We start from the raw sequence: 25,093 nt of genomic DNA, 5'->3' as shown, positions 1-25,093 counted from the left end.
CCGACAGCGGCAGCGCCCACACCACCGGCGCTACAGCGACAACGGCCCGAGGACGGGCGGCAGGTACCGCAGGCCGACCCAGGCTGCGCCCGCGACCGCGAGCGGGATGGAGAGGTTGTCGTCGACCACCACGCCGCGGAACCGCGGCTTCACGCCGTCGGCGACCGTCGCCCCCACAGCTCCCAGGAACGCCGCGGACAAGGGGAGGAACGACCACGCCAGCACGAACGACGTCCCGAACATCGCGGCGAGGACGCGCGGGCGCTTCACCGTCCGCAACTCCCCGTCCGAGAGCAGGCCGCTCACGGGGTCGCCGAGCATCAACGCGAGCATCGCCGGCACCGCGATCGCGGGCTCGAACGCGAGCGCGACCGCGGTCGCGCTCCACGTGTAGAGCGCGTACCCGGCCGGATTGTCCTGCTCGTACTCGCGCGTCAGCGTGTCGAACACCACCCAGTCGAGGCCGACGAACAGCCGGAGCGTCTCCAGGACGGTGACCGCGACCGCGAACACCACGAAGAACGCCCGGACGTGCCACCATTCGACACCGACGCCACGACCGAACACCCACGCGAGCGGGACGACCGCACCGCTCGCGTGCACGAGTCGACGCGCCACCTCGTCGCGCAGCCCGACGAGTTCCTGCGGCTCGGACTCGCTCACGCGTCCGCGAGTTCCTCGAAGTCGAGTTCGCCCGCGCGAAGCTCCGCGAACGTCCCGACGAGGTCGTCGACGTCCACGCGAACCTGCTCGGTCGAATCGCGTTCGCGGATCGTCGCCGTCCCCTCGGGGTCCGCGTCGAGCGTCACGCAGTACGGCGTCCCGACCTCGTCCTGGCGTCGGTAGCGACGACCGATACTCCCCGAGTCGTCGTACGTCACGTCGAACCCGGCCGCGCGGAGCGTCGACGCGACGTCGCGCGCTTTCTCCGGCAGGCCGTCCTGGTCCGTGAGCGGGAACACGCCGACGAACGTCGGCGCCACCGCCGCGGGGAGTCGCAGGACGTCGCGCTCCTCGCCCTCGACCTCGTCGGTCTCGTGAGCGTGCGCGAGCACCGAGTAGACGACGCGCCCGACGCCGAACGCCGGCTCGACGACGTGCGGCGTGATGTGCTCGCCGTGCTCCGTGACCTCCTCGACCGCGAACCCCGTCCGCTCGGTCGGCACCGCGTACGTCTCGCCGTCGACCTCGACGGTCACCTCGTCGTCGTCGAACGCCGACCGGTCGCGGTCCGCGAGCGCCTGCAGCGCCTCGGCGACGTCGCCAGCAGCGCCGCCGAACTCCGGCCCGAGGTAGCTCATGTCCGGGTCGACGGTCGCGCGCTCGGTCGACACCGGCTCGTCGTACTCCTTGAACAACGTAAAGGAGTCGTCGCCGTACTTCGCGTGCTTGCTCAGGTCGTAGTCGCTACGTGCCGCGATACCCTCGATCTCGACCCAGTCGCCGTCGACGAGCGCCTCCGCGTCCCAGCAATCGCTCGCGTAGTGCGCGAGCTCGCCCGGGAGATGCTGGCGGAGTCGATACTGCTCCATGTCGATACCGACGCGCTCGAACCACGCCGTCGACCGCGCCAGGAAGTACGCCAGCCACTCGCCCGCGACGACGCCCTCCTCGACCGCCTCCTGCGGCGTCAACTCGAGGTACTCCTCGCCCGCTGCCTCCTGCGCGTCGGCGGGATACAGCGGGAGCGTGACGTCCGCGACCGCGTCCAGATTCGGTTCGTCCTCCTCCGGGTCTATGAACATCTCCAGTTCCGCCATCGTGAACTCGCGAGCGCGCAACAGCGCGTTCCGCGGCGAGATCTCGTTCCGGTAGCCCGCGCCGATCTGGGCGACACCGAACGGCGTCTGGTTGCGCGCGTACTCCTTCAATCGCGGGAACTCCACGAACATCCCCTGCGCGGTCTCCGGCCGCAGATACCCGGCCTGGTCACCGCCCGGCCCGATGCTCGTCTCGAACATCAAGTTGAACGTCTCCACGGGCTGGCCCGCGAGCGCCTCACCGCACTCCGGACACGCCAGGTCGTGCTCCGCGATGAGCGCCTCGACCTCGTCGGTCGGCAGGCTCTCCGCGTCCTCCAGGTCCGTCGCATCCTCGACGACGTGGTCCGCGCGATGACTCTCGCCACAGCCAGGGCACTCGACGAGCATGTCGTCGAACCCATCGAGGTGCCCCGACGCCTCGAACACCGCCTCCGGCGTCACCGTCGGCGCGTCGATCTCGAGGTTCCCCTCCTTCGTCACGAACCGGTCGCGCCACGCGTCCTCCACGTTCCGCTTCAACGCCGCACCCTCCGGCCCGTACGTGTAGAACCCCGCAACGCCACCGTACGCCTCGTTCGACTGGAAGAAGAACCCGCGGCGGCGCGCGAGCTCGCTCAGGTCACTACTCATACAGCGCCTCCAGGACGCCCACGTCCCGAACCACGCCGACGAGACGGTCACCGGACACCACCGGCACCTGCTCGATGTCGTGCGTGATCATCTCCTGCGCCGCCTCCTGCACGGACTTTCGTCCCGAGATCGTCACCAGGTCAGCCGTCATGAACTCGCTGACGGGCTCCGCCGGAATCTCGACGTTCCGCGTCGGCACGTACCGGCCACCGACCGCCTTGATTCCCTCCCACATCCACTCGTCGTCATCGCTCGCGATGGAGTTCCCCGTCTCGTCCTCACCCTCGACGATACGCGCCACCTCGATGATGTCGACCTCCGTCAACATCCCCGCCAGGTCCGCCTCGTCGTCCAACACGACCGCGTACGGGACGTTCGCGTAGAACAGCTCGCGTTCCGCGACCGGGAGCGGCGTGCCCGCGTACGTCGCGTTCACGTCCCGCGTCGCCACCGACTCCACGGTCGCGTCCGTCGCCGCGTCCCCGCGAGCGACCGCGTGCACGACGTCCGTCATCGTCACGATACCCTCGAGTTCACCGTCGACGACCGGCATCCGGCGCGCACCATCCTCGACCATCTGCCGCGCGACCACCGTCAGGTCCGCGTCCGCCGTCGTCGTCGGCACGTCCTCCATCAGGATCGCGAGCTGGTCCTCGTCGGGCTGCTCGATGAGCGCGTCGCGAGACACGAGCCCGCGATACTCCTCTCCAGCCTCGGTCCGCTTCACCACGGGCACCGACGAGAACCCGTGCTCCTGGAGGTACTCGAGCACGTCGTCGCGCGTCCCGGGCAACTCGACCGTAACCAACTCCGAGCGCGTCGTCATAGCGTCGGCAACGTTCATACACGCACCCTACAGTCAAAACGGAAATAAAGCCCCTGTTTCTGCCGGCGCGCGCGCACCGCACCCGTCGACGCCGCGAACGACCGCTCAGGCGCCCTCGGTCGACGCCGCGAACGACCGCTCAGGCGTCCTCGACCGACCCGTCCTCGACGTCTTCGGCCTCGACGTCGTCGAGCTTCTTCGCGACCTCCTGGGGGTCCATCGAGTCCATCCGGTAATCCTCGATACGCTCGATCTCCGGGACGAACTTGTCGACGCTATCGTGCTCGAACGCGCCGACGCGCGTCCCGTCGATGAGTTGCGCGTACGTGTACATCTCGCCCTCGCGACGCGCCGCCTTCACCATCCCCGGCGCGAACCGGAGCTCGTACTGGCCCGCGACGAAGATGACCGTCTCCGTCTCCGGGTCGATGTACTCGACGACCACGTACGCGCGACCCTCGTCCTCCGCACGATACACCTCGTACTTCGGGAACTCGCGACCCTCGTACGCTTCCTCGAACTCCTCGGCCATGTTGTTCGGGAGCACGAACACGAGACCGAAGTCGTCGCGGTCACCGGCGTCCGGGTTCGTCGGCGCCGTATCGACCGCCATACACGAGACGGCTGTCCACCCCTCCTCGCGGCGAGCCGCAGCCATCGCCTCCATGTCCTCCAGGGTGGCCTCCCAGGCCTCCCGGATAGCGTCCGCGTTCGCCGCGATTCGGTCCGCCTGCGTGAAGTCCTCCTCGTCGATATCGGGGGCTTCGGGCATGGTTCGCACGACGCACCCGAGTCGGTTAAGGGTGTCTCTACGCGCCGACAGCCACCACGCACGACCGTACCACTACCCGTCTCGAACCCGCGAGAACGACAGGACGAACAGTCCGTGTCACGGACTCACGCACCGAGTCCGATACCGAACACGAACTCCATCGCCATCGACGCCGCGACGACCGCAACCCCACCGACGAACCGCTTCACGTTCGGCGAGAACCGCTCACCGACCGACAACTCCGTCCACCGGGCCGGCGGCACCGCCGCCGCCAGCCGCTGCACGACCGACACCTCGACGTTCCCGACCGTCGGATGATTCGCGCCCGCATCCACCGACGCCGCACGCTTCTTCGGCGAATCCGGCCGGAGCTTCAGGCTCGCGTACGCCGCCAGCCCCACCCCGACGAGGAACGTCACCCACTTCGTGAACACCAACCCACCGAACACCACCTGCTCGAACACCGACAGCGGCGCGAACACGAGCACCAACAAGACCACCACGTACGTCGCCAAGTCCACGACCTTCAACGCGAACGCCTCGACGGCATCCGGCGACACGCCCTTCGAAGACGACGCCGCCATCCTAGAGGCGCTTGAAGACCGACTGACTGTCCTCGAACTCGTCGATGTGACGGTGACAGAAACTCGTCCGGAGGTCCGTCACCGAGTGATGCCGCGGCTTCTCCTTGTCACAGACGCTCCCGAACTCCTCGAAGAGGTAGTTCCGAGCCTGATTGTCGTTCCCAGCGTCGACGTAACTCGACGCCTCGCGGATGTGCTGGCGCGCATCGTCCGGCAGTTTGTCCTGCACGTCACCGAACAACTCGTCCGTGATCTCGGCGATGTCAGAGAACCGCGTCTCCTTCCCGAGGAACTCGCGGACCCGATCCGAGAACGACCGGTCGGCGCGCGTCCGCTCGCGGATGACCTCCCGGAACACCTCGATGCGCTCCCACGCCTCGTCGTCCATCCCGCGGTACGCCTCCGGCCGGATCTTCGCCGGACACCGCGTACTGAACGGACACCCAGCAGGCGGGTCGCGCGGACTCGGCGGCGTCCCCCGCAACGTCACGCGGTCCTTCTCCGCGTTCGGGTCCGGCTCCGGGATCGCCGACAGCAACGAGTGCGTGTAGGGATTCGCCGGCGCCTCGAACAACTCCTCGGTGTCACCGATCTCCATGATGTGCCCGAGGTACATCACCGCCACCCGGTCACAGATGTGCTTGACGACCGAGAGGTCGTGCGCGATGAACAGGTACGTCAACCCGAACTCCGTCTGGAGGTCCTCCAGGAGGTTCAGGATCTTCGCCTGCACGGACACGTCCAGCGCCGACACCGGCTCGTCGAGCACCAGGAAGTCCGGCTCCAACGCGAGCGCTCGTGCAATGCCGATGCGCTGACGCTGCCCGCCACTGAACTGGTGGGGATACCGGAAGTAGTGCTCCGGGCGAAGCCCGACCGTCTCCAGGAGTTCGCGCACGCGCTCGCGGCGCTCGCGCTTCGTCCCCCAACTGTGAACGTCGAGGGGCTCACGAACGATCTCACCGACCGTCATCCGGTCGTTCAGGCTCGACTCGGGGTCCTGGAAGACGATACCCAGTTGCTTCCCGCGAAGCTTCTTCAACGCGTAATCCGGCGCCGACGTCACGTCGATGTACCCGGCGTCGACCTGCACGCCGTCACCGCTCTTCGACCCGGACTCCACGAACACGAAGTCCTTCTCGTCGTACAACCCGAGACGCTCACCGAACCCTTCGTCGACGATGGATTCGACCGTCACGTTCCCCTCCGTGACGAGCGTCTTCGCGTTCGCCTCGTCCGCACTGATCGTCGCGAACTTCGGCGTGTCAGTGATGAGCTGGGGTTTCACGCCGTCGTTCAGGAGCTGCTGGACGAGCTCGACCGCGTCGTGACGCTCGTAGACGTCCGGCAGGAACACCGTCCGTCGTCGATTCCCGTTCGCGAACGTCTGCACGACCTCCGGCTTCGAGAACCGACTGACGCCAGCCGTCGCGTCCTCCAACTGCACGAGCGTCCGACCGAGCGTCGACTTCCCACACCCGGACTCGCCGACGAGACCCAGCGTCTCACCGCTCCGGATGTCGAAGTTCACCCCGTCGACCGCCTTCACGGGGTTACTCGAAACCAGCCCGCCACCCTCGTAGTACGTCTTCAGGTTACGGACCTCGATCATCGCGTGCTCCTCGTCTGTCTCCTGCGCCGTAGACATCGCTTGTTTGCTCATTCGTCACGCCCTCCTTTCGCCTTGTGGAGTTTGATCGCCTCTGCTTGCGTCGCGTCCTCCGGATACAGGAGGCACGCCGCGATATGGTCGTCGGCATCGTTGGCGACGCCGACGCGCTCGGGATGCACCGCCTCGCAGTCCTCGAACGCCTCCGGACACCGCGGTGCGAACCGACAGTACGTCGGGTCCTCGTTCGGCGTCGGCACGTCCCCTTCGATCGTCAGCAAGCGATCACCGTCCTGCTGGCCAGGGATGGACTTCAACAGCCCCTGCGTGTACGGGTGCTTCGGGTCGTGGAAGACGTCCTCCACGTCCGCCGTCTCGACGACCTCGCCAGCGTACATCACGTTCACGCGGTCGGAGATGTCCGCGATGACACCCATGTCGTGCGTGATGAACATGATGGACAGGCCGCGTTCCTCCTGGAGGTCCTCCAGGAGCTCCAGGATCTGCGCCTGGATGGTGACGTCGAGCGCGGTCGTCGGCTCGTCACAGATCAGGACCTCGGGGTCGCACGCCAGCGCCATCGCGATGACCGCACGCTGACGCATCCCACCACTGAACTGGTGGGGGTACTCGCGGACGCGCCGCCGCGAGTCCGGAATCCCGACCGCTTCGAGCAGGTTGATCGCCTCCTCGGTCGCCTCCGCACCACGCAGCCCGCGATGCAAGCGAAGCGCCTCCTTGATCTGGTTCCCGACCGTGTACACGGGATTCAGGGACGTCAGCGGGTCCTGGAACACCATCGCGATGTTCCCACCGCGGAGCTTCCGGAGCCCGCGGTCGTGCGCTCGCGTCACGTCGATGTATCCCGCGTCGACGGTCGTCCCACCGGAGGAGACGTCGCCGCGTTCGACGAACACGAAGTCGTTCCCGTCGATGAGACCGAGGTCGTCGGCGTACCCGGACGTGATGAAGTCGTCCCAGTGAACCGCACCGTCGGCAACCATCTGCTGTGGGTTCACCTGCTCGGCGGGCTTGTCCGCGTACTTCTCGTGGTTCGTTACCTCGCTCGGCTTCGCGCCGAGTTGCGTGAACGCGTCGTCGAGTGCCGTCGCCAGATCGTTCTTCTCCGAGAGCTTCTGGAGGTCGACGGTCGACCCACGGAACGTGTTCGCGAACCGCTCGACCGCACGCGGCGCACGGAACTGGACGCTGCTCCCGCGGAGCACGCGCCCCGGGCTCTCGACGAGCCCCATGATCGAGCGCGCCGTCACGGACTTCCCGGACCCGGACTCGCCGACGATACCGACCGTCTCGGACTCGTGGATGTCGAAACTGATCCCGTCGACGGCGCGGATCGTCTCCTTGTCCGTGAAGAACGACGTCTGCAGGTTCTTCACGCTGAGCACGGCATCGTCCGTCCCGATCTGCTCGGGCGTGGACATCATCCACCACCCCCTGCGGCCGCGGCCTCGTCAGTCGACGCCCCGTCGGACTGCGGGTCGATGGCGTCACGGATGCCGTCACCGAACGCGTTGAATCCCGTGACGACGAGCACGACCATGATACCGGGAACGGTCGCGATGTGCCACGAGAACGACGCGACGTACGGCTGCCCGGAGTTCACCATCCGCCCCCACTCCGGGACCGGTGGCGTGATCCCGAGCCCGAGGAACGACAGCGCCGCGACGCTGATGATGATACCGCCGAGGTTCAGCGACGCGTACACGAGCAGGTAGCCGAGGATGTACGGCGCCATGTGCTTCTTCATCGTCGTGGTCGGCCGCTGCCCGTAGCTCTTGGCAGCGTCGATCCACTCCTGCTCGGAGACCTGGAGCGCGGGCCCACGCAACGCACGCCACAGGCCAGCCCACCCGATCGCGATGAAGATGAGCACGAGCACGAGCGCGCCGTTGTACACCTGCGATATCGGATGCCCGGCGAGCACCGTATTCAACAGGATGAGCACGAGCAACGCCGGCATCGCCTGGATACCGTCGGAGAGGACGACGACCGCGAGGTCAGTCAGTCCCTTGTAGTACGCCGTCACGAGCGCGAGCGACGCCGCGATGAACCCGCTCCCGACGATGGCGAGCAGCCCGATGAACAGGCTGACGCGCGACCCCATCGTCATGAACGTCCACAAGTCCTTGCCGTTCGTCGTCGTCCCGATCGGGTGGAACCGACCGAAGTCGTCGTACTGGAGGACGCCGACGTTCCGGTCACCGCCCTGCGAGAGCGACCCGGCGTTCGCGCCACCGTGCGAGATGTTCTTCACCGTTCCGTTCTCCGTATAATTCACTTGGTAACTGTACGGTTCCTGGATGTTCTCCTGGGCGGTCACCGGCCCGAGCGGCGGTGCGAAGATCGCCATCGTCAGGAACATCGCGACGACGACGAACCCGAACTGCCCCCAGCGGTGCGTGGAGAACCGGTCGATCATGTCGTCCCGCGGCGTCCAGTCAGCGTACCGGTAGTGCCGACGGAACGTCTTGTACCCGAACCACGCCCAGCCGATCCATAGGAACGCGTACAGATACACGAGCAGGACTCGGAACGCCCACACGACCGCCGGCTCCAGCCCGAGGAACGTCCCGTGGTACGGGCCGAGCGCCCCGGTCGGATACTGGTCGGTCGCCCCCGCGGGCGGCTGGAAGCCCTGGTTCGGCATCACGTCCCGCGAGAGCAGCGTCCACTGGTCCGTGAACACGCTCGCGAAATCGGCGAGCAGCGCAAACAGGGACTGGAGCGCGCTGCCGAGCGGCGAGAACACGAGCAGGACGCCAATCACGCCGATGACCGAACCGACGATTGTCCGCTCGAGGAGGTCGGCGCTCACCGGCAGGTCCTCCCACCCGAACGTCTCCACGATGGAGAACGGGATGAAGAACGCCTTCACGAGCACCGTCACGATGGATACCAAGACGAGTCCACCGACCGCGATCATGAAGTAGCCGCCGGCGGTGCCGAGCGTCCCGATCATCGTATCGACGTACCAGCTCATGATCTCGAGCGACCCCGTGGTGAACGGGTTCACCATGTCGCCCCAGAGCACGAGCGTCTCGAAGAACGCACTCGTCTGCGGGAGGAACAGCAAGAACGCGCCCGCGAGCCAGATCATCGCCGGCTCGGGGTGCGCGAGTATTCGCTCCCGAATCGTCGAGTTGTCAGGTGATTCACTCATTTGTCATACCCCACTCGCGGATCGATGATCGTGTACAGGAAGTCCTGCAGGATGTTGAGGAACACGATAATCAGGATGAAGATGTACATCAGCGACCCTGCAAGCGGCAGGTCCGCGTTGGTGACTGCTTGGAAGAACAGCCACCCGAGGCCGTTGATTCCGAAGATGGTTTCGAGGATGACCGAGCCACCGATGAGGAGGAACGCCTCGTTCAGGATGATGGGCACGAGCGGAATGAGCGCGTTCCGGAAGACGTGCTTCCAGACGATCTTTCCGTTCGACAGCCCTTTCGCCCGCGCGGTCTCGACGTAGTTCGAGTTCACCGTCTCGAGGACCGCGGTGCGGCCGAGACGCATCTCGTTCCCCATCGACGCCGACCCGAGGACGACCGCGGGCGGCAGGATTCGCTTGATCGCTTCGAGGAACGTCTCGAACTTGAACTTGAACGGCAGTCGGAACAACGTCGACCCGCCGACCTTGATCCGCGTGACGCCTTCGACGTTATAGAAGTCGAGTGGCGGTGCACCGATGACGCCGGTGTCGACGATGAACGTCTTCCAGTTGAACCCCAGGAGGACGTTGTCCTGACTGAGTCCCGCGAGGAGGATCACGCCCAACCAGAAGTTCGGCATGGACCGCCAGACGATCCCCCCGAGGGACGCGAGGTAGTCCGACCACGTGTTCGGATTCAGGCCTGCGTAGAAACCGAGCGGGATACCGACGAACAGCGGGAGGAGCACCGACCAGAAGCCCAGCCAGAGCGTCCGCGGTGCGAAACTCCCGATGAGCTCCATCGCCTTCGTATCAGGTTGGATGACCCACGACTCGCCGAGGTTGAACATCGCGAGGTCCACCAGGAAGTCGATGTACTGCCCGAATAAGGGCTTGTTGAGCCCGAGTTGCGCCTCGATCTGCTCGTAGGCCTGGGTGGGACCTTGCGGTCCGACGATGGCTGACACTGGGTCTATCGGACCCAGGTAGATGATCATGAACGTGAGTGTCGTCCCGAAGAGCACGACCGGGACAGCCAATATCAGTCGGCGCGCGAAGTACGACCACCGACTCATTTTTCGGCCCTCCGGTGAGCCACTTCCATCACCATTGTTCTACTGATAGTGTATTTCGCACCCATGGTTATGTCTTGCGTTCCTTAGTTGAGCATAACCGGCTCGTAGCCGGCGCTACGGCCGCGAAAAACGGAAAACGCGTCGGTTGCCGAGACGTTACTTGTCGCGTTGGCTGATGACGAACTTCCAGCGCTTCTGCCGGGAACCACCGCCACCGCCGAAGCGCGGTGCGTCGACCCAATTGTACCACATGCGCTCGTCCGTCCGGTGGTACATCGGGAGGAGGACCATGTCTTCCCACATGGCTTCCTCCATCTGCACGTACGCCTCGTCACGCGCGCTCTGCGCGGAGTCCGTCGGCTCGGGGTTGTTCTGGATGGTCTCCCAGGCGCTCTGGGCCTGCTGTGCGGCGTCGCTCATGCCGCCGTCGTCGCCGTCCCAGTCCAGGTAGAAGCCCTGCGCACCGCCTTCCTGGTCGGTGTTGGTGAGTTCGGGGACGGCCTGCCCGAGGAAGTTGTTCGGGCGCGGCCAGTCCATGATCCAACCCAGGGAGTACGCTTCGAGGTTCCCGTTCCGACCACGCTGGAGGAGCGTCGAGAACGGCGCTTCCTCGAGCTGCATGTTGACGTGCGCGGACGCGAGCTTGTCGCGGAGGATCTTCCCGAGACCCTGCCACGTCGGCGACTGGTACGTCGTGAACGTGACTTCGTACTTGTTGTCGGGGCCGTAGCCGGCCTCCTCCATGACGTTCTTCGCCTTGTTGAGCTGCGTCGTGTTGTACCCGTAGGGGTAGTTGTTCTCCGCGTGGCTCGTGTACTCGTTCGCGCCACCGGGGTAGATGTTCGGCGGCGTCAGGTGGTAGGCCGGTGCACCGCGGCCCTTGAACACCTGCTCGACGCCCTCCTGCTGGTTCATCGCGTACGCGATGGCCTGGCGGACGGGCTTCTCGACGTTCTCGCAGTTGAAGCCGATGTAGAACGAGTTGATCGTCGCGACTTCGAGGTAGTTCGCGGTGACGCCGTTGTCCATCGGGCCGTAGGAACCGTACCTGCGCCCGAGGTCGTCCGTCCCTTCGACCTGCACCTTGCCGGGGTCGTACTTCGACGTCGGCATCGAGATGAGGTCGGAGTTCTTGTTCTGGGAGTACTGGTAGGCTGTCTCCGCCTTCGGAATGACCTTCCAGTAGACGCCGCCGTTGAGGACCTCGCCGCCGTGGTAGTTGTCGTTACGGACGACTTCGGCTTCCTGGCTGGTCTCCCAGTGGTCGAACTCGTAGGGGCCCGCGCCGATGGGGTTGTTGGTCGCGAACTCCTTGTGCTCCATCATCGGCTCGCCGAGTTCTTCGGTCTCGTCGGAGTCGAGGCCGCCCGAGGGGACGACGTCGATGTCGCCGACGATGTTCTTCGGAATGACCGAGAACGAGGTGTAGGCGAGCATCTCGAGTGCCGGAGCGAACGGCTTCGCGAGACGCATCTGGAACTCGTAGTCGCCGGTCGCTGCCATCTGGAGCGAACCGGGGACGTACGCGTCCTCGCTGTCGGTCTCGTGTGCGATGTTGAGTGCGTACGCGAGGATGAAGTACGTCCGTCGGGAGTTCGAGGATGCCGCGAGGCGCTCGAAGGAGTACACGACGTCCTCGGCGGTGACTTCGCCGTTGTCGCCGTGGTACTCGACGCCTTCCTTGAGTTTGAAGGTGTACGTCTTGAAGTCGTCGGAGACGGAGACCTCCTCCGCGAGGAGGTTCTCGACGGCGACTTCGCCGTTCGGGTAGTTCATCAGGGCGTCGAACACCTGCTGGATGATGATGCCGGACGCGGTGTCCGTCGCCTTGATGGGGTCGATCGTCGTGATGGTGGAGTTGATCAGCTGGAGGGTGCGGTCGTTGCCCTCGCTGCCGCCGTCGCCACCATCTTCGCCGTCGCCACCGTCGCCACCGTCGCCACCAGTGGTGGTTTCGGGTTCAGTTTCTGTCGAATCGCCGCCACCGAGACAGCCCGCGAGGGCTGCTGCGGTTGCTGCGCCACCGGTCGCCTGTAGGAAACGGCGACGGGGAACGCTGTTATTGTCTGTCATCCCACGCAGTGCTTTGGCGACGGTTCGGTTAAAATTACCGTTATGGTCTGTCCCGGTTTTACATACCCAAACGTTCTTATGTCTGTATTTGGAATCGGCAGAGGGCTCGACCCGACCACGAGCGCGAATTGTTGCCGGTATCGTGACGGCATTATATACGAATATGGATAGGTTGCCGGTTCCCCGGTCTCCGCCGCGCCGACGGTCGGCACGGACCCGTCGCATCCGGTACGTCACCCCGAAGCGAACCATGGTAACCCCACCCGTGACAACCAGAAACGCGGCATTATTCGCCAGTCGGAGCGCTCATCTCGACCGAATCGGGCCCTCGGCGCTCGAGGAGATGATAAACCGCTCTGTCTTTTCGGAGCGTTTATACCCCTCCATGAGACAGGTACGCACATGGCCGCATCCGAGTCAGGACCCACCGACGCGAACAGTGGGTGCGATGTGGTATCGTCTGTCGACGGCGAGGGCTCCAGTAAGGAGTACGTAATCGCCGACATCACAGCAGACGGTGCGTGGCTCGCGATGCAGGCGGACGACGCCCCGGACCTCCCGGACTGGCGGTAACCACCTCCCGGCCCGTACACCGGGCGACACCCTCCTGCGAGTTCTGTTCTCGAACGTCCCGTTAGCGACGTCGATAGCGCCCGATACTCGGGTGCGACCGGCGCCGGATCGTCGTCGTCGCCAGCGGCGGCGTTGGTCAGTTTTTTGCCCACCCGTGCCGTGGACGCCAGTATGAACTACCGGGAGGTCGAGACCGTCGGGGAGTACCTCGTTCGGCTCGAGAACGGGCGGGACTGGCGAGCCCAGGTGGAGGAACTCGCGGACGAGGCGAACATCACCGCGGGCTGGTTCGTCGGACTCGGTGCGGTCCAGGACGCGACCGTCTGGTACTATCACCAGGACGCGGGCGAGTACGAGCCGGTCGAGTTCGACGAGCACCTCGAGGTCGCGTCCTGCGTCGGGAACCTCAGCGAGTTGGACGGCGAGCCGTTCGCGCACACGCACGCCGTGCTCTCCCGACCGGACGGGGAGTCGGTCGCGGGCCACCTCGACGAAGCGACCGTGTTCGCCGGCGAGGTGTACGTCAAAGCGTTCGACACCGACCTCGTGCGCGAGCACGACGCCGTGACCGACCTGGACCTCTGGCTATAGATGCGGGAGGACGACGAGCGGTACTTCGAGCGGCTCGAATCCCGGCTCGACGAGGCGTTCGACGTCGCGGAGCGCGCGAAGGCGGTCGGTGACGACCCGAAGCCGGAGGTGGAGATCCCGACCGCTCGCGACATGGCGGACCGCGTGGAGAACATCCTCGGTATCGACGGCGTCGCCGAACGCGTCCGCGAGCTCGAGGGCGAGATGAGTCGCGAGGAGGCGGCGCTCGCGCTCGTCGAGGACTTCGTCGAGGGGTCGGTGGGTGACTACGAGTCCCGCGAGGGGAAGGTCGAGGGCGCGGTCCGGACCGCGGTCGCGCTCCTCACCGAGGGCGTCGTCGCGGCGCCGATCGAGGGTATCGACCGCGTCGAACTGCTGGCGAACGACGACGGCACGGAGTTCGTGAACGTCTACTACGCCGGTCCCATCCGCTCGGCGGGCGGGACCGCGCAGGCGCTGTCCGTGCTCGTCGCGGACTACGCCCGCAGCCTGCTCGACATCGAGGAGTTCAACGCGCGGAACGACGAGGTCGAGCGCTACGCCGAGGAGGTCGCGCTCTACGACAAGGAGACGGGGCTCCAGTACTCGCCGAAGGACAAGGAGACGAAGTTCATCGCCGAGCACATGCCCATCATGCTCGACGGGGAGGCGACCGGTGACGAGGAGGTGTCGGGCTTCCGTGACCTCGAGCGGGTGGACACGAACTCCGCACGCGGTGGGATGTGTCTCGTGCTCGCGGAGGGCATCGCGCTGAAGGCCCCGAAGATACAGCGGTACACGCGCCAGCTCGACGAGGTCGACTGGCCGTGGCTCCAGGACCTCATCGACGGCACCATCGGCGACGGGGACGACGCCGACGACGAGGCCGCCGAAGAGGACGACGCCGACGAGTCCGTCGAGGCGGACGCGGACGCCGGCGGGGCAGACGAGGGTGAGGAGCGTGCGGGCCCGCCGCGTCCCGAGAAGTCCAAGAAGTACCTCCGGGACCTCATCGCGGGCCGGCCCGTGTTCGGGCATCCGTCGGAGTCCGGTGGGTTCCGCCTCCGGTACGGTCGTGCGCGGAACCACGGGTTCGCGACGGCGGGCGTGCATCCGGCGACGATGCATCTCGTCGACGACTTCCTCGCCACCGGCACGCAGATCAAGACCGAACGCCCCGGGAAAGCCGCCGGGGTCGTTCCCGTCGACTCCATCGACGGCCCGACGGTCAGGCTGGCGAACGGCGACGTCCGCCGCATCGACGACCCCGCGGAGGCGAAGGAGGTCCGGAACGGCGTGGAGTCCATCCTCGACCTCGGCGAGTACCTCGTGAACTACGGCGAGTTCGTCGAGAACAACCATCCGCTGGCGCCGGCGTCGTACACGGTCGAGTGGTGGCGTCAGGACCTCGAGGCTGCCGGCTGTGACGTGCAAGCGCTCTCGGATTCGCCGCGCGTCGACCTCGCGGACCCGGACGCGAGCGCAGCCCTGGACTGGGCGCGCGAGTACGACGCGCCACTCCATCCGCAGTACACGTACATGTTCCACGACGTGAGCGTCGACGACTTCGAGACGCTCGCTGACGCGGTCGCCGGCGCGAGCGTCGAACCCGCGGTCGCCGACGGCGGCGCGCTCGCCCACGACGGCGACGACGACGGCGACGGCAACGACGAGACGCGAGTGCCCGTCGACCCCGACAACCCGGGCGTGCTCGTCCTCGAACGAACGGAGACGACGCGGCGCGTCCTCGAACGCCTGCTCGTCACGCACCGCCAGACGGACGACGAGTTGCGCGTCGACGACTGGGTGCCTCTCGCCGCGAGCCTCGGCGTCGAGGCGACCCGCGACCCGAGCGCCGACGGCCCGACCGTCACCCTGGAGAAGACGTGGGACGCGACCGACCTCTCCGAGCGCGCTCGCGAGTACGCCGACGGCGAGAACGCCATCGAGGCCGCGAACGAGGTCGCGCCGTTCGAGTTACGCGAGCGCGCCCCGACCCGCATCGGGAACCGGATGGGGCGCCCGGAGAAGTCCGAGTCCCGCGACCTCTCCCCCGCCGTCCACACCCTGTTCCCCATCGGCGAGGCCGGCGGCAGCCAGCGCTCGGTGAGCGACGCCGCGAAGCACGCGCCCGACATGCGCTCGACGCCAGGTATCGTCGAGGTCGACGTCGGCCGCCGCCGCTGCGAGTCCTGCGGCACCGAGACGTGGCGCGCCCGCTGCCCCGAGTGCACCACGCGGACCGAACCCGAGTACTGGTGTCCGTTCTGCGAGCAGGACCTCGAACCGGACGAGGCCGGCCGCGTGTACTGCGACCGCTGCGACGCCGACGGCACCAGCGTCGAACCGACCGACGTCGACGTCAACCAGGTGTACCAGGACGCCATGCGCGCCGTCGGCGAACGCGAGAACGCGTTCGACATCCTCAAAGGCGTCCAGGGGCTGCTCTCCGCGAACAAGACCCCAGAACCGATGGAGAAGGGCGTCCTCCGCGCGAAACACGGCGTCACGTCGTTCAAGGACGGGACCGTCCGCTACGACATGACGGACCTCCCCGTCACCGCCGTCCGCCCGAGCGAACTCGACGCCACCGCCGACCAGTTCAAAGGCCTCGGCTACGAGACCGACGTCCACGGCGACCCCCTCAAGCACGACGACCAACTCGTCGAACTCAAAGTCCAGGACATCGTCCTCTCGGACGGCGCCGCCGAACACATGCTGAAGACCGCGGACTTCGTCGACGACCTCCTCGCGCAGTACTACGACCTCGAACGCTTCTACGAGTTCGACGACCGCGACGACCTCATCGGCGAACTCGTCTTCGGCATGGCCCCCCACACGAGCGCCGCGACAGTGGGACGGGTCGTCGGGTTCACGAGCGCCGCCGTCGGCTACGCCCACCCGTACTTCCACGCCGCAAAACGCCGCAACTGCTTCCACCCGGAAACCAAGGTCTGGTACCGGGACGAACACGACGAGTGGCACCACAATCACATCGAGACCCTCGTCAAGGAACGGCTCGACCCCGAAACCGCGGACGAGGACGACTTCGGCGCACTCGTCCAGGAACTCGATGGGGAAGTGCACGTTCCGTCGGTGACGCCCGACGGTGAAGAGATTATCAGACCGGTCGACGCAGTCAGCAAGCATCCCGCTCCGGAGCACTTGGTGGATGTGAAAACGCGGAGCGGTCGTGAGTTGACAGTGACTGCAGATCACTCAATGCGACTGTGGGAGGGTGGCGTTGAACGAGTCAAAGCGGGAGAACTTGAGGTCGGGGACTCGATTCCGATGCCCAAGGAACTAGATTTCGACGGGCAGGAAACTGCGCTGGACCTCCTAGCCGAGTTCATCGACTCGTCGGAGATTCCGAATGAGGATCTCACTATCGTCGGTGCCGGCTCAGAGCGTTTGAAGCAACTACTCGACGACGCGACCGATTCCGACCAGTATCTCAACCCCGTCGCAGATGCACTCGATGTTAGCAATTCGACGGTCTACAACTGGGTGAGTCGGGATAGTATACCGGTGGCCCCCTTGCTCGAACTGTTCGATGCACACGAGTTAGTCGAGAGAGTACCAACGAATACGAAGCTGTCCGTCCGTCGGGACACTGCAACAATCAACCGAATGTTCACCATCGATGAACGTGTCTCAAGGTTGCTCGGATACTTCGCCGCAGAGGGGTTCTCGAGACAGGAGAACGGTAGTTTCTATCAAACAACAATCTGTATCCCAGATGCAGCCCCGAGAGCGAAAATCAAGGACACCTTCCAAGACGTACTCGGTGTCGAAGCCTACGAGGAGAATGAGTGGAAGGTAACCGTCTCAAGTCGTCTCGTTGCGGTCCTGTTCAGTAAAATCCTCAATTGCGGAAGCCGAGCAGAGACAAAACGAATTCCGGATGCGGTCTTTGGGAGTCCAAAGAGCCACCTCCAGTCATTCTTGGCCGCGTATTTCGCCGGAGATGGAAGCGCATCATCCGATAGAATCGAAGTACGTGCGACCACGGTAAGTGACGATTTAAAAACGGATCTCGTGGCGGCCTTGAAGCGGTTCGGTATCGTCCCAAAGACCTACAAAGAGACCAGAACCCCGCAGACGGGGGCGGTTGCAGAGTTCTACGACGAGCCGCGAGAGTTCAGCTCATGGACCCTGAAAATCACATCTTCGAACGCTGCGCGGTTCGCGGAAAGAGTCGGATTTACTCTCGACCGTAAGCAACAGAGCATCGAGCAAGTTCTCGAAGAGACAGAACTCCGCACGCAGCGGTTAGTCAACGACGGCGGAGAATTATGGCTCGACGAGGTCGTGTCCGTCGATTATGTGGAATCTGAAGTCGAGTCGACGTACTCGCTGACCGTTGCAGAAACGAATACGCTTGTTGCAGAGGACTGTTACGTCGGCCAGTGCGACGGAGATGAAGATTGTGTGATGCTCCTTTTAGATGGGCTTTTGAATTTTAGCAAAACGTACCTTCCGGACAAGCGTGGCGGACGGATGGACGCGCCGCTCGTGATGTCTTCTCGAATCGACCCGTCGGAGATCGACGACGAGGCGCACAACATGGACGTGATGTGGGAGTATCCGCGGGAGTTCTACGAGGCGACGCGGGAGATGGCGGACCCGGAGGACGTGGAGGACGTGATGACCATCGCGGAGGAGAATCTTGGAACCGAGCGCGAGTACACGGACTTCTTCCACACGCACGATACGAGCGACCTCGCCCTGGGCCCGGACCTGTCGGCGTACAAGACGCTCGGGTCGATGGAGGAGAAGATGGACGCCCAACTGCATCTCTCCAGGAACCTCCGGGCAGTCGACGAGACAGACGTCGCCGAGCGCATCATCGAGGGGCACTTCCTCCCGGACCTCATCGGGAACCTCCGCGCGTTCGCCCGGCAGGAGACGCGCTGCTTGGACTGCGGGGAGAAGTACCGACGGATGCCGCTGACGGGCGACTGCCGCGAATGCGGCGGGCGCGTGAACCTCACCGTCCACGAAGGATCGGTGAACAAGTACATGCAGACCGCGATCGACGTCGCCGACGACTTCGGCTGCCGCCCCTACACCAAACAACGCCTCGAGAAACTCGAACGCGCCCTCGAGAGCATCTTCGAGAACGACCACAACAAGCAGAGCGGCATCGCGGACTTCATGTAGAACAACCTTTTTTCTGCGGAGGGTCGCCTCGCGGCCTGCGGCCGCGTCGGCGACCCCCGCTTGAAAAAACGTTGATGAAAAAAGAGCCGAGCGACTCGCTCGCTTCGCTCGCTCGCGCTCGGTGAGTGCGCTGGGCGAGACCGCCACCGCACCGCGACCGCACCGCGGCAGCGACCGCGACCACACCGCAACAGCGACCGCGACCACACCGCAACAGCGACCGCGACCACACCGCAACAGCGACCGCGACCACACCGCAACAGCGACCGCGACCACACCGCAACAGCGACCGCGACCACACCGCAACAGCGACCGCGGCCGCCACCGCGACAACGACCGCGACGGCGTGCCAGCAGCGACCCTGGGAGGCGACTGCGCCTGACTGCACCGCGAGGTTTACGTCTCATGTAAACTTCGTCGTCGTGGCGAGCGCGAGTTCACCCGGTCGGTTGCCGCTCGCCGCGTCGATGGGGCTGAGCTGGACCCCCACTGCGACCGCGACCGTACCGGACGCCGCCACTGCGGCCGCGACCGTACCGCACCTGCAGTTCCCCTGCTCGGGCGCGCTTGCGCGGTGCTGCGCGCCCCTCGCGGCCGAGTGGTTGTGGTGGTCGCGAGCGTGGGACGTTCGGAACAGAATTTTATGTTGCTTGGTATCGTCTATCATGGTATGAGCCAGTCCGAGGAGCGCGGCGACGTCAAGTTCGGCACGAAGGTGTACAGCGACGACGGCGAGTTGCTCGGGCACGTCCGCGGGTTCGACGAGCACGGGTTCTACGTGACCGCGGAGGACGGCGTGGAGGGCTGGAGTATCGAGCACTCTCGCGCGGGCCACGACTTCGGTGAGGCGGAGTTGATGTGGCGGTGCTGGGAGTGCGGCGAGATGGGGCGGCTCGACGGCGACCTCCCGGAGGCGTGCCCGAACTGCGGGACCGAGCGCGAGGACATCTACTACTGGACGGAGGACTGAGCGCGACCACCGCAGCGAGCGGGGTCGCCGCGAACTCGGCCCTCGGCCCCGAGGGGACGAGAGCGTTTTTCTTCCCCGACGCCGGTAGCTCCCAGTATGGACATCGTCGTCTTCGGCGCGGGGAGTCTCGGGTCGCTACTCGGTGGGGTGCTGGCGCGCGAGCACGACGTGACGCTCGTCGGCCGCGACCCGCACGTGTCGGCGGTCCGCGACGCCGGACTGCGCGTCGAGGGCGCGTTCGAGGCGACGACGACCCCGGACGCGACGACGGACGGCACCGACCTATCGGGTGACGTCGCGCTCGTGACCGTGAAGGCGTTCGACACCGCCGAGGCAGCGAGTGCGCTCGCGACCGGCGACTTCGACGCGGTCTGCTCGCTCCAGAACGGCATGGGGAACGAGGAGACGCTCGCCGACGCACTCGACTGTGAGATTCTCGCTGGCACCGCGACCTGCGGTGCGATACGCCAGGCGCCGGGCGTCGTCGAGTGCACGGGCCGCGGCGAGATCGTCGTCGGCGCGGCCGACGGCGGCGACTCGCCCATCGCCGAGTCGCTCGCGGCGGCGTTCGACGCGGTCGGCTTCGACTGCGAGGCGGTCGCGGACATGCCGCGACGCCTCTGGGCGAAGCTCGCGGTGAACGCCGGCATCAACGCGGTGACGGCGCTCGCGCGCGTCGACAACGGCGCGCTGCTTTCCGGCGACGCGAACGACCTCGCTCGCGCCGCCGCCCGGGAGACGGCCAGGGTGGCGAGAGCGCGGGACGTCTCGCTGTCGAACCGCGAGGCCGTGGCGCGCGTCGAAGCCGTCGCCGAGGGGACGGCGACGAACACCTCCTCGATGCGCCAGGACGTCGAGGCCGAGCGACGCACGGAGGTCGACGCCATCAACGGCTACGTCGTCGACGCGGCCTGCGAGGCGCGCCGCGAACTCGACCTCGACGTCCCCGTGAACCGCACACTCACGAGCCTCCTGCGGGCGTGGGAGGACGGCGCGGGCGTCCGCGAGAGCTGATCGGCTCGCCGGCGTCCACGAGAGCTGACCGCGGTTCGGCGTCACCAGAACCGGCGGCCGAGCGGCCGCCGGACGCGCTGCAGCCAGTCACGTCCGGTACGTCACCCAGAACGCGGCGACGCCACCGAGGACGAGTGCGAACACGTAGCTCTCGAGGCGGTAGAGCGTCGCGACGGCGGCCGCGGTCCCGTTCGTCGTCGCGGTGAGGCTCACGAGCAGCCCGATGAGTGCGCCCTCGACCGCCGCGAGGCCGCCGGGCGTCGGGACGAGCCCGGCGATCGTGCTCGCGGGCACGATGAACAGCACCATCAGGAGACCGACGGGGGCGCCGACGGCTTCGACCGCGAACCACATCGGGAGCGCGAACAGGAGCCAGCCGACGTAGGAGAACGCGAGCGCGACGAGGAGCTGTCGGGGTTCGCTCGCGATGCGCTCGACGCTCTCGTAGAACCGCTCGATGCGGTTGCGCGCGCCCTCGACCGTGACGCGGCTCGTGACGTTCGTCAGCGGCTTCACGATGGCGAGCACGAGCGATTCCACGGCGTCCCGCCAGTGCCAGCCCGCCCAGACGATACCGGGGACGCCGACCGCCATCGCGCCGAGCGCGACCGCGAGTCCGTCCGCGGTCCCGTTCCCGCCGAACCCCGACGAGAGCACGAGGTACGCCGTCCCGACCGCGGCGAAGTTGAAGAACGGCAGGAGGTTGAGGAGGTCGGCGGTGACGACGCTCGCGAGGCTCTGCTCGTAGTCCGCCTCCGTATCCCGGGAGAGGACGTACGCGATGAACGGCTCGCCGCCGGCCTGCCCGAGCGGCGTGACGTAGTTCGCGAACGTCGCCGCGAAGTACGTCACGACGAGCTTGCGGTACGGCGCGTCGATGTTCCCGACGCGCAGCACGACCTGCCACGCCTTCCCCCACGCCATCAGGCCGAGCGCGGTCGACAGACACCCGAGCGCGACGTAGACGGGGTCCGCACTCCGAAGTTCCGCGAGCGCCGCGCGCCACCCGATCGCGGTCGCGAGGATCGCCAGCAGCGCGATGGCGATACCGAACCCGACCACCATCTTCACGATCGTCTGCCGGCCGAACACGTCCGCGAGCGAGCCCTCAGTGCGCGTCACGAGTGTCGTCCTCCTGGCATACGTTCTCCTCCGTCCGCTGCCGGTCGGTCGTCCGTGCGTCGGTAGCCGTCAGCCAAGGTTACTCGAGGTATCCGAGGTCCTGCAGGCGGTCCTTCGCGTCGTCGCTCATGTCCGAGAGGACGTCGTCGTCCTCGACGGACTTCCACTCGCCGCCGCGGCGCTCCTCGAACGCGGCGAGCGCCGCCTCCGTCGCCTCCATGGCGGCTTCGTCGAGGTCGCTCGCGTGCTCGCGAGCGTCGCCGGCGAGGTCGACGTTCTCGCCGGGGTCGTCCTTGAGCCGGTAGAACTCGTCGGCGATGCGTTCGTTCCGGACGTACTTCGCGTCCACCCGGCGACCGGCGCGCATCCGCGAGTAGAACCGCGAGTCCTCGTCGAGCGTGATGCCCGCCGAACTCGCCTTCTGCTCGAGTTGCTTGAGTTCGACGACGGGCCGATAGTACTCGACGAACGCGTACTCGCCGCGGTCGCGGTCCGCGCCCTCGTACGCCGGCTCGTCGAACGTCCGGTGGTCGTCGCGCAGCAGCGACCGCGTCGCCTCGAAGTCCCGCGCCTGCGGGTCCCGCGTCAGGGCCGCGGGGTCGGCGTCCGCATCCGGTGCGGTCCCGGCGTGGTCGAGGACGGTGTGGTAGAGGTCGAGCATCTCGAACTGCTCGTCGTACCGGCCCGCGCCCAGGTCGGGGTGCTTGACCATACAGGGAACGTTCACGAGCGGGTCGTAGATACAGAACTCGTGGCCGTACAGGTCGTGCTCGCCGAAGAGTTCGCCGTGGTCCGCGCAGACGACGACCATCGTGTCCTCCCAGACGCCCTCCTCGCGCATCCACGAGAACAACCGGTCGAGTTGCGCGTCCATGTGCCGTATCTCGGCGTCGTACAGCCCCTGGAGGTCCGCGAACTCGTCGTCGTCGATGTCGCGGGCGCCACAGTTGTACTCCTTGGAGTTCTGGCAGACCTCCGTGGAGTCGACGCCCGGCGCGAACTCCTCGGCGTACTCCTCGGGCGGGTGATAGGGGAGGTGGGCGTCCATGAGGTTGATGAACTGGAACCAGTTCTCGCCGTCCGCCTCGGCGTCAGCGATGAAGGATTGGGTCTTGTCGATGACCTCGGGCGTCTTCGAGTCCGCACCCTCGCCGCTCGCGGTGTACTCGTGGATCTTGTTCCCGACGCTCACGAGGTAGTCCGCGACCTTCCGCAGGTGGTCGTTGTCGTTCATCGTCTTCCAGACGCTCGCGAGCGGCCCGGAGAGGAAGTCACCGGGCATCACCTCGAAGAAGTTGTCCTGGTCGTCGAACCCGTCGGTGAGGTGCGTGTAGGGCGTGATCCACGCGTTCGACGAGTAACACGCCGACCGATGGGTGGAAGAGAGGGACTGGGCGAGCGTCGTGGCGTCCTCCAGGTACGGGTTCTCCTGGCTGGCGCCGTGCTCGCTCGGGTAGAGGCCCGTGAACATCGACGCGTGCACGGGGAGCGTCCACGGGGCGGGAGAGATCGCTTGCTCGTAGACGGCCGCCTCGTCGGCGAAGTCCTCGAGCGCGGGCGTCGTCGGGCGGTCGTGGTCGTAGACCGAGAGGTGGTCCTTCCGGACCGTGTCCAGCACGACGAAGAGAACGTTCCGCCCGGAGTCGGTGCGGTCCATACCGGCTTTCGAGTGAAGCAACGACTAAGAACTGTTGTTTTCGCCGAGCGTTCGCGCGCCGGCGAGAACACGCGCGTGAACCGCCGAGAGCGCGTCGACGCGTCGGTGAACCGACCATCGCGCCACGGGGATGACGGTCGCTGTCGGGGGTTCGGCGTCGCGAGGAGGAGTGGTCGGCGCGCTCGAAGTCAGAACGGCGCCTGCGGGCCTTCGTCGCCGTCGCCGTCGTCGTCGCCCTCGTGGCCGGGGAACGACGGGCTCATGCCGCCGCCACCGCCGCCGCCGTCCATGCCGGTATCTGCGTGCACGGTCTCGATCTCGGGGATCTCCTTGACCATCCGGGACTTGATCGCCTGGATCGTCATCGGGGAGATACCACAGCCCGAGCACGCGCCGCCGAGCTGGATGGAGACCTCGCCGGTCTCGCGGTCGAGGTCGGTGATGGCGGCGTTCCCGCCGTGCATCTGGATCTGGGGGAAGTTACGGCGGAGGAAGTTCGTCACGCGCTCCTCGAGGTCGTCGCCGTCCTGGGTCTCCGTACTCATGGTGCGGACTAGCCCGTGAACGGGCTTAGGCCTTTGGACTGACGCGTTCGGCTCCGGGGTCTTGGACTGACGCGTTCGGCTCCGGGGTCCGGCCGCATCTCGGGGTCGACCGTCGGCGGTCGGGACGCCCGTGGCGACCGACAGCGCGCTCAGTCGCCGCTCGCGGGTGCGGGCTCGGAATCAACCACTCAGTCGCCGCTCGCGGGTGCGGGCTCGGAATCAACCACTCAGTCGCCGCTCGCGGGTGCTGGCTCGGGGTCGGCACCGGCGCGAGCGAGCGTGCCGCGGATCGTCGGCGTGAGGCGGTACGAGGCGTACGCGAGCCCGAGGCCGAGCGCGAGGTCGGTCAGCCAGTGGATGCCGAGGTAGAGCGTGGACGCGAGCACGACGCCCGTGACCGTCCAGCTCGCGCGCTCGTAGCCCCGTGGGGCGTGGAGGGATGCGCTCGCCGCGAGGCCGGCGTGCAGGCTCGGGAGCGCCTTCTGGAGCGTGTCGACGTTCAGCATGAACGCCTGTATCGGGCCCGTGGACTCGTAGAGGACGGGCTGGACGGCGTCGAGGTAGTAGCCGGTGACGCCGACGGGGACGAAGTAGAAGAACGGTATCGAGACGACGATCGTCATGGTGTACGTGACGACGTAGTCGAGCGCTCGGGACCGTCCCTGCTGGCGCTTCAGCGCGACGTACGTCCAGAGGAGGAACGCGGGGTACGCGAGTAGGTAGCACGCGACGAAGAACGTCGTGAGTGCGGGATGGACGAACGGCTGGAAGAGCGCGACGGTGCCGCCTTCGATGGCGTGCACGAGGTCGGTTCGGAGCGGGTACGGCGACAGTTCCGACGCCATCCCCGCGACGGCGGAGACGAGAAGCGGGACCGCGATGTAACTACAGTCGCGGCGGTCGAGTGGAGGGCGCATCGCTGGAACCTCCTCAGCGGACCGTTGAATATCTGTTGTTTGATTTGTCCAGGCTTC

Annotated in this window: 20 protein-coding genes; 5 read left to right on the top strand and 15 right to left on the bottom strand. The window is 66.3% G+C overall.

All coding sequences use genetic code 11. The annotated features are described in order from the left end of the window. Positions 1-30 precede the first annotated feature (30 nt). The 10 genes from ACZ48X_RS13030 to ACZ48X_RS12985 form a co-directional block, all read right to left on the bottom strand. Positions 31-630, bottom strand: coding sequence for a dolichol kinase (locus ACZ48X_RS13030; RefSeq protein WP_336349668.1), 600 nt, complete (start codon positions 628-630; stop codon positions 31-33). A gap of 29 nt (positions 631-659) precedes the next feature. Further along, positions 660-2,393, bottom strand: a complete 1,734-nt coding sequence (gene glyS, locus ACZ48X_RS13025) for a glycine--tRNA ligase (protein WP_336349303.1) — start codon at positions 2,391-2,393, stop codon at positions 660-662. Then, a complete protein-coding gene (locus tag ACZ48X_RS13020) occupies positions 2,386-3,237 on the bottom strand; it encodes a CBS domain-containing protein (protein WP_336349304.1) in 852 nt (283 codons plus the stop codon). Before ACZ48X_RS13020 ends, glyS begins: the two co-directional genes overlap by 8 nt. A gap of 121 nt (positions 3,238-3,358) precedes the next feature. Further along, positions 3,359-3,991: a DUF7529 family protein gene (locus ACZ48X_RS13015; RefSeq protein WP_336349305.1), complete on the bottom strand. Its 633-nt coding sequence runs from the start codon at positions 3,989-3,991 to the stop codon at positions 3,359-3,361. 125 nt (positions 3,992-4,116) lie between these two features. Further along, the gene (locus ACZ48X_RS13010; protein ID WP_336349306.1) at positions 4,117-4,575 is read right to left on the bottom strand and encodes a DUF7555 family protein; all 459 of its coding nucleotides are present in this window, start codon (positions 4,573-4,575) and stop codon (positions 4,117-4,119) included. 1 nt (position 4,576) lies between these two features. Beyond that, a complete protein-coding gene (locus ACZ48X_RS13005; RefSeq protein ID WP_417448646.1) occupies positions 4,577-6,223 on the bottom strand; it encodes an ABC transporter ATP-binding protein in 1,647 nt (548 codons plus the stop codon). Positions 6,224-6,234: 11 nt separating this feature from the next. Further along, positions 6,235-7,626: an ABC transporter ATP-binding protein gene (locus ACZ48X_RS13000; protein ID WP_336349308.1), complete on the bottom strand. Its 1,392-nt coding sequence runs from the start codon at positions 7,624-7,626 to the stop codon at positions 6,235-6,237. Beyond that, positions 7,626-9,365, bottom strand: coding sequence for an ABC transporter permease (locus tag ACZ48X_RS12995; protein ID WP_336349309.1), 1,740 nt, complete (start codon positions 9,363-9,365; stop codon positions 7,626-7,628). Before ACZ48X_RS12995 ends, ACZ48X_RS13000 begins: the two co-directional genes overlap by 1 nt. Then, positions 9,362-10,432 carry an ABC transporter permease gene (locus tag ACZ48X_RS12990; protein WP_336349310.1) on the bottom strand — a complete coding sequence of 357 codons (1,071 nt, stop codon included), beginning with the start codon at positions 10,430-10,432 and terminating at the stop codon, positions 9,362-9,364. The genes ACZ48X_RS12995 and ACZ48X_RS12990 overlap by 4 nt, the downstream gene beginning before the upstream one ends. A gap of 156 nt (positions 10,433-10,588) precedes the next feature. Next, positions 10,589-12,505 carry an ABC transporter substrate-binding protein gene (locus tag ACZ48X_RS12985; protein ID WP_336349311.1) on the bottom strand — a complete coding sequence of 639 codons (1,917 nt, stop codon included), beginning with the start codon at positions 12,503-12,505 and terminating at the stop codon, positions 10,589-10,591. A 402-nt stretch (positions 12,506-12,907) separates the two neighbouring features. Between ACZ48X_RS12985 and ACZ48X_RS12980 the strand changes: the two genes are divergently transcribed. From ACZ48X_RS12980 to ACZ48X_RS12970, 3 genes are all read left to right on the top strand, one after another. Further along, positions 12,908-13,078 carry a DUF7556 family protein gene (locus tag ACZ48X_RS12980; protein WP_336349312.1) on the top strand — a complete coding sequence of 57 codons (171 nt, stop codon included), beginning with the start codon at positions 12,908-12,910 and terminating at the stop codon, positions 13,076-13,078. Positions 13,079-13,249: 171 nt separating this feature from the next. Then, positions 13,250-13,669, top strand: a complete 420-nt coding sequence (locus ACZ48X_RS12975; protein ID WP_336349313.1) for a PPC domain-containing DNA-binding protein — start codon at positions 13,250-13,252, stop codon at positions 13,667-13,669. Further along, complete coding sequence (locus tag ACZ48X_RS12970) at positions 13,670-18,811, top strand: LAGLIDADG family homing endonuclease (RefSeq protein WP_336349314.1); 5,142 nt, start codon at positions 13,670-13,672, stop codon at positions 18,809-18,811. It abuts the gene before it with no gap. 403 nt (positions 18,812-19,214) lie between these two features. On the opposite strand, the gene ACZ48X_RS12965 is transcribed toward ACZ48X_RS12970, so the two are convergent. Further along, positions 19,215-19,478 carry a hypothetical protein gene (locus tag ACZ48X_RS12965; protein WP_336349315.1) on the bottom strand — a complete coding sequence of 88 codons (264 nt, stop codon included), beginning with the start codon at positions 19,476-19,478 and terminating at the stop codon, positions 19,215-19,217. A 3-nt stretch (positions 19,479-19,481) separates the two neighbouring features. Between ACZ48X_RS12965 and ACZ48X_RS12960 the strand changes: the two genes are divergently transcribed. After that, positions 19,482-19,781, top strand: coding sequence for a DUF7130 family rubredoxin-like protein (locus ACZ48X_RS12960; protein WP_336349316.1), 300 nt, complete (start codon positions 19,482-19,484; stop codon positions 19,779-19,781). A gap of 96 nt (positions 19,782-19,877) precedes the next feature. Beyond that, entirely contained in the window at positions 19,878-20,795 is a 918-nt protein-coding gene (locus ACZ48X_RS12955; RefSeq protein ID WP_336349317.1) for a ketopantoate reductase family protein, read from the top strand. Positions 20,796-20,882: 87 nt separating this feature from the next. Here the strand turns inward: ACZ48X_RS12955 and ACZ48X_RS12950 are convergent, their stop codons facing one another. From ACZ48X_RS12950 to ACZ48X_RS12935, 4 genes are all read right to left on the bottom strand, one after another. Continuing rightward, the gene (locus ACZ48X_RS12950; RefSeq protein ID WP_336349318.1) at positions 20,883-21,917 is read right to left on the bottom strand and encodes a lysylphosphatidylglycerol synthase transmembrane domain-containing protein; all 1,035 of its coding nucleotides are present in this window, start codon (positions 21,915-21,917) and stop codon (positions 20,883-20,885) included. A 79-nt stretch (positions 21,918-21,996) separates the two neighbouring features. Further along, on the bottom strand, positions 21,997-23,574 hold the full coding sequence (locus ACZ48X_RS12945) for a sulfatase-like hydrolase/transferase (RefSeq protein WP_336349319.1): 1,578 nt from the start codon (positions 23,572-23,574) through the stop codon (positions 21,997-21,999). A 188-nt stretch (positions 23,575-23,762) separates the two neighbouring features. After that, on the bottom strand, positions 23,763-24,119 hold the full coding sequence (locus ACZ48X_RS12940; protein ID WP_336349320.1) for a NifU family protein: 357 nt from the start codon (positions 24,117-24,119) through the stop codon (positions 23,763-23,765). 227 nt (positions 24,120-24,346) lie between these two features. After that, positions 24,347-25,036 carry a phosphatase PAP2 family protein gene (locus tag ACZ48X_RS12935; RefSeq protein ID WP_336349321.1) on the bottom strand — a complete coding sequence of 230 codons (690 nt, stop codon included), beginning with the start codon at positions 25,034-25,036 and terminating at the stop codon, positions 24,347-24,349. Between the last annotated feature and the right edge of the window lie 57 nt (positions 25,037-25,093).

This window comes from Halorubellus litoreus, from assembly GCF_055378595.1.
Note: the sequence above shows the minus strand (reverse complement) of the source record. Positions and strands in the feature narration are given on the sequence as shown.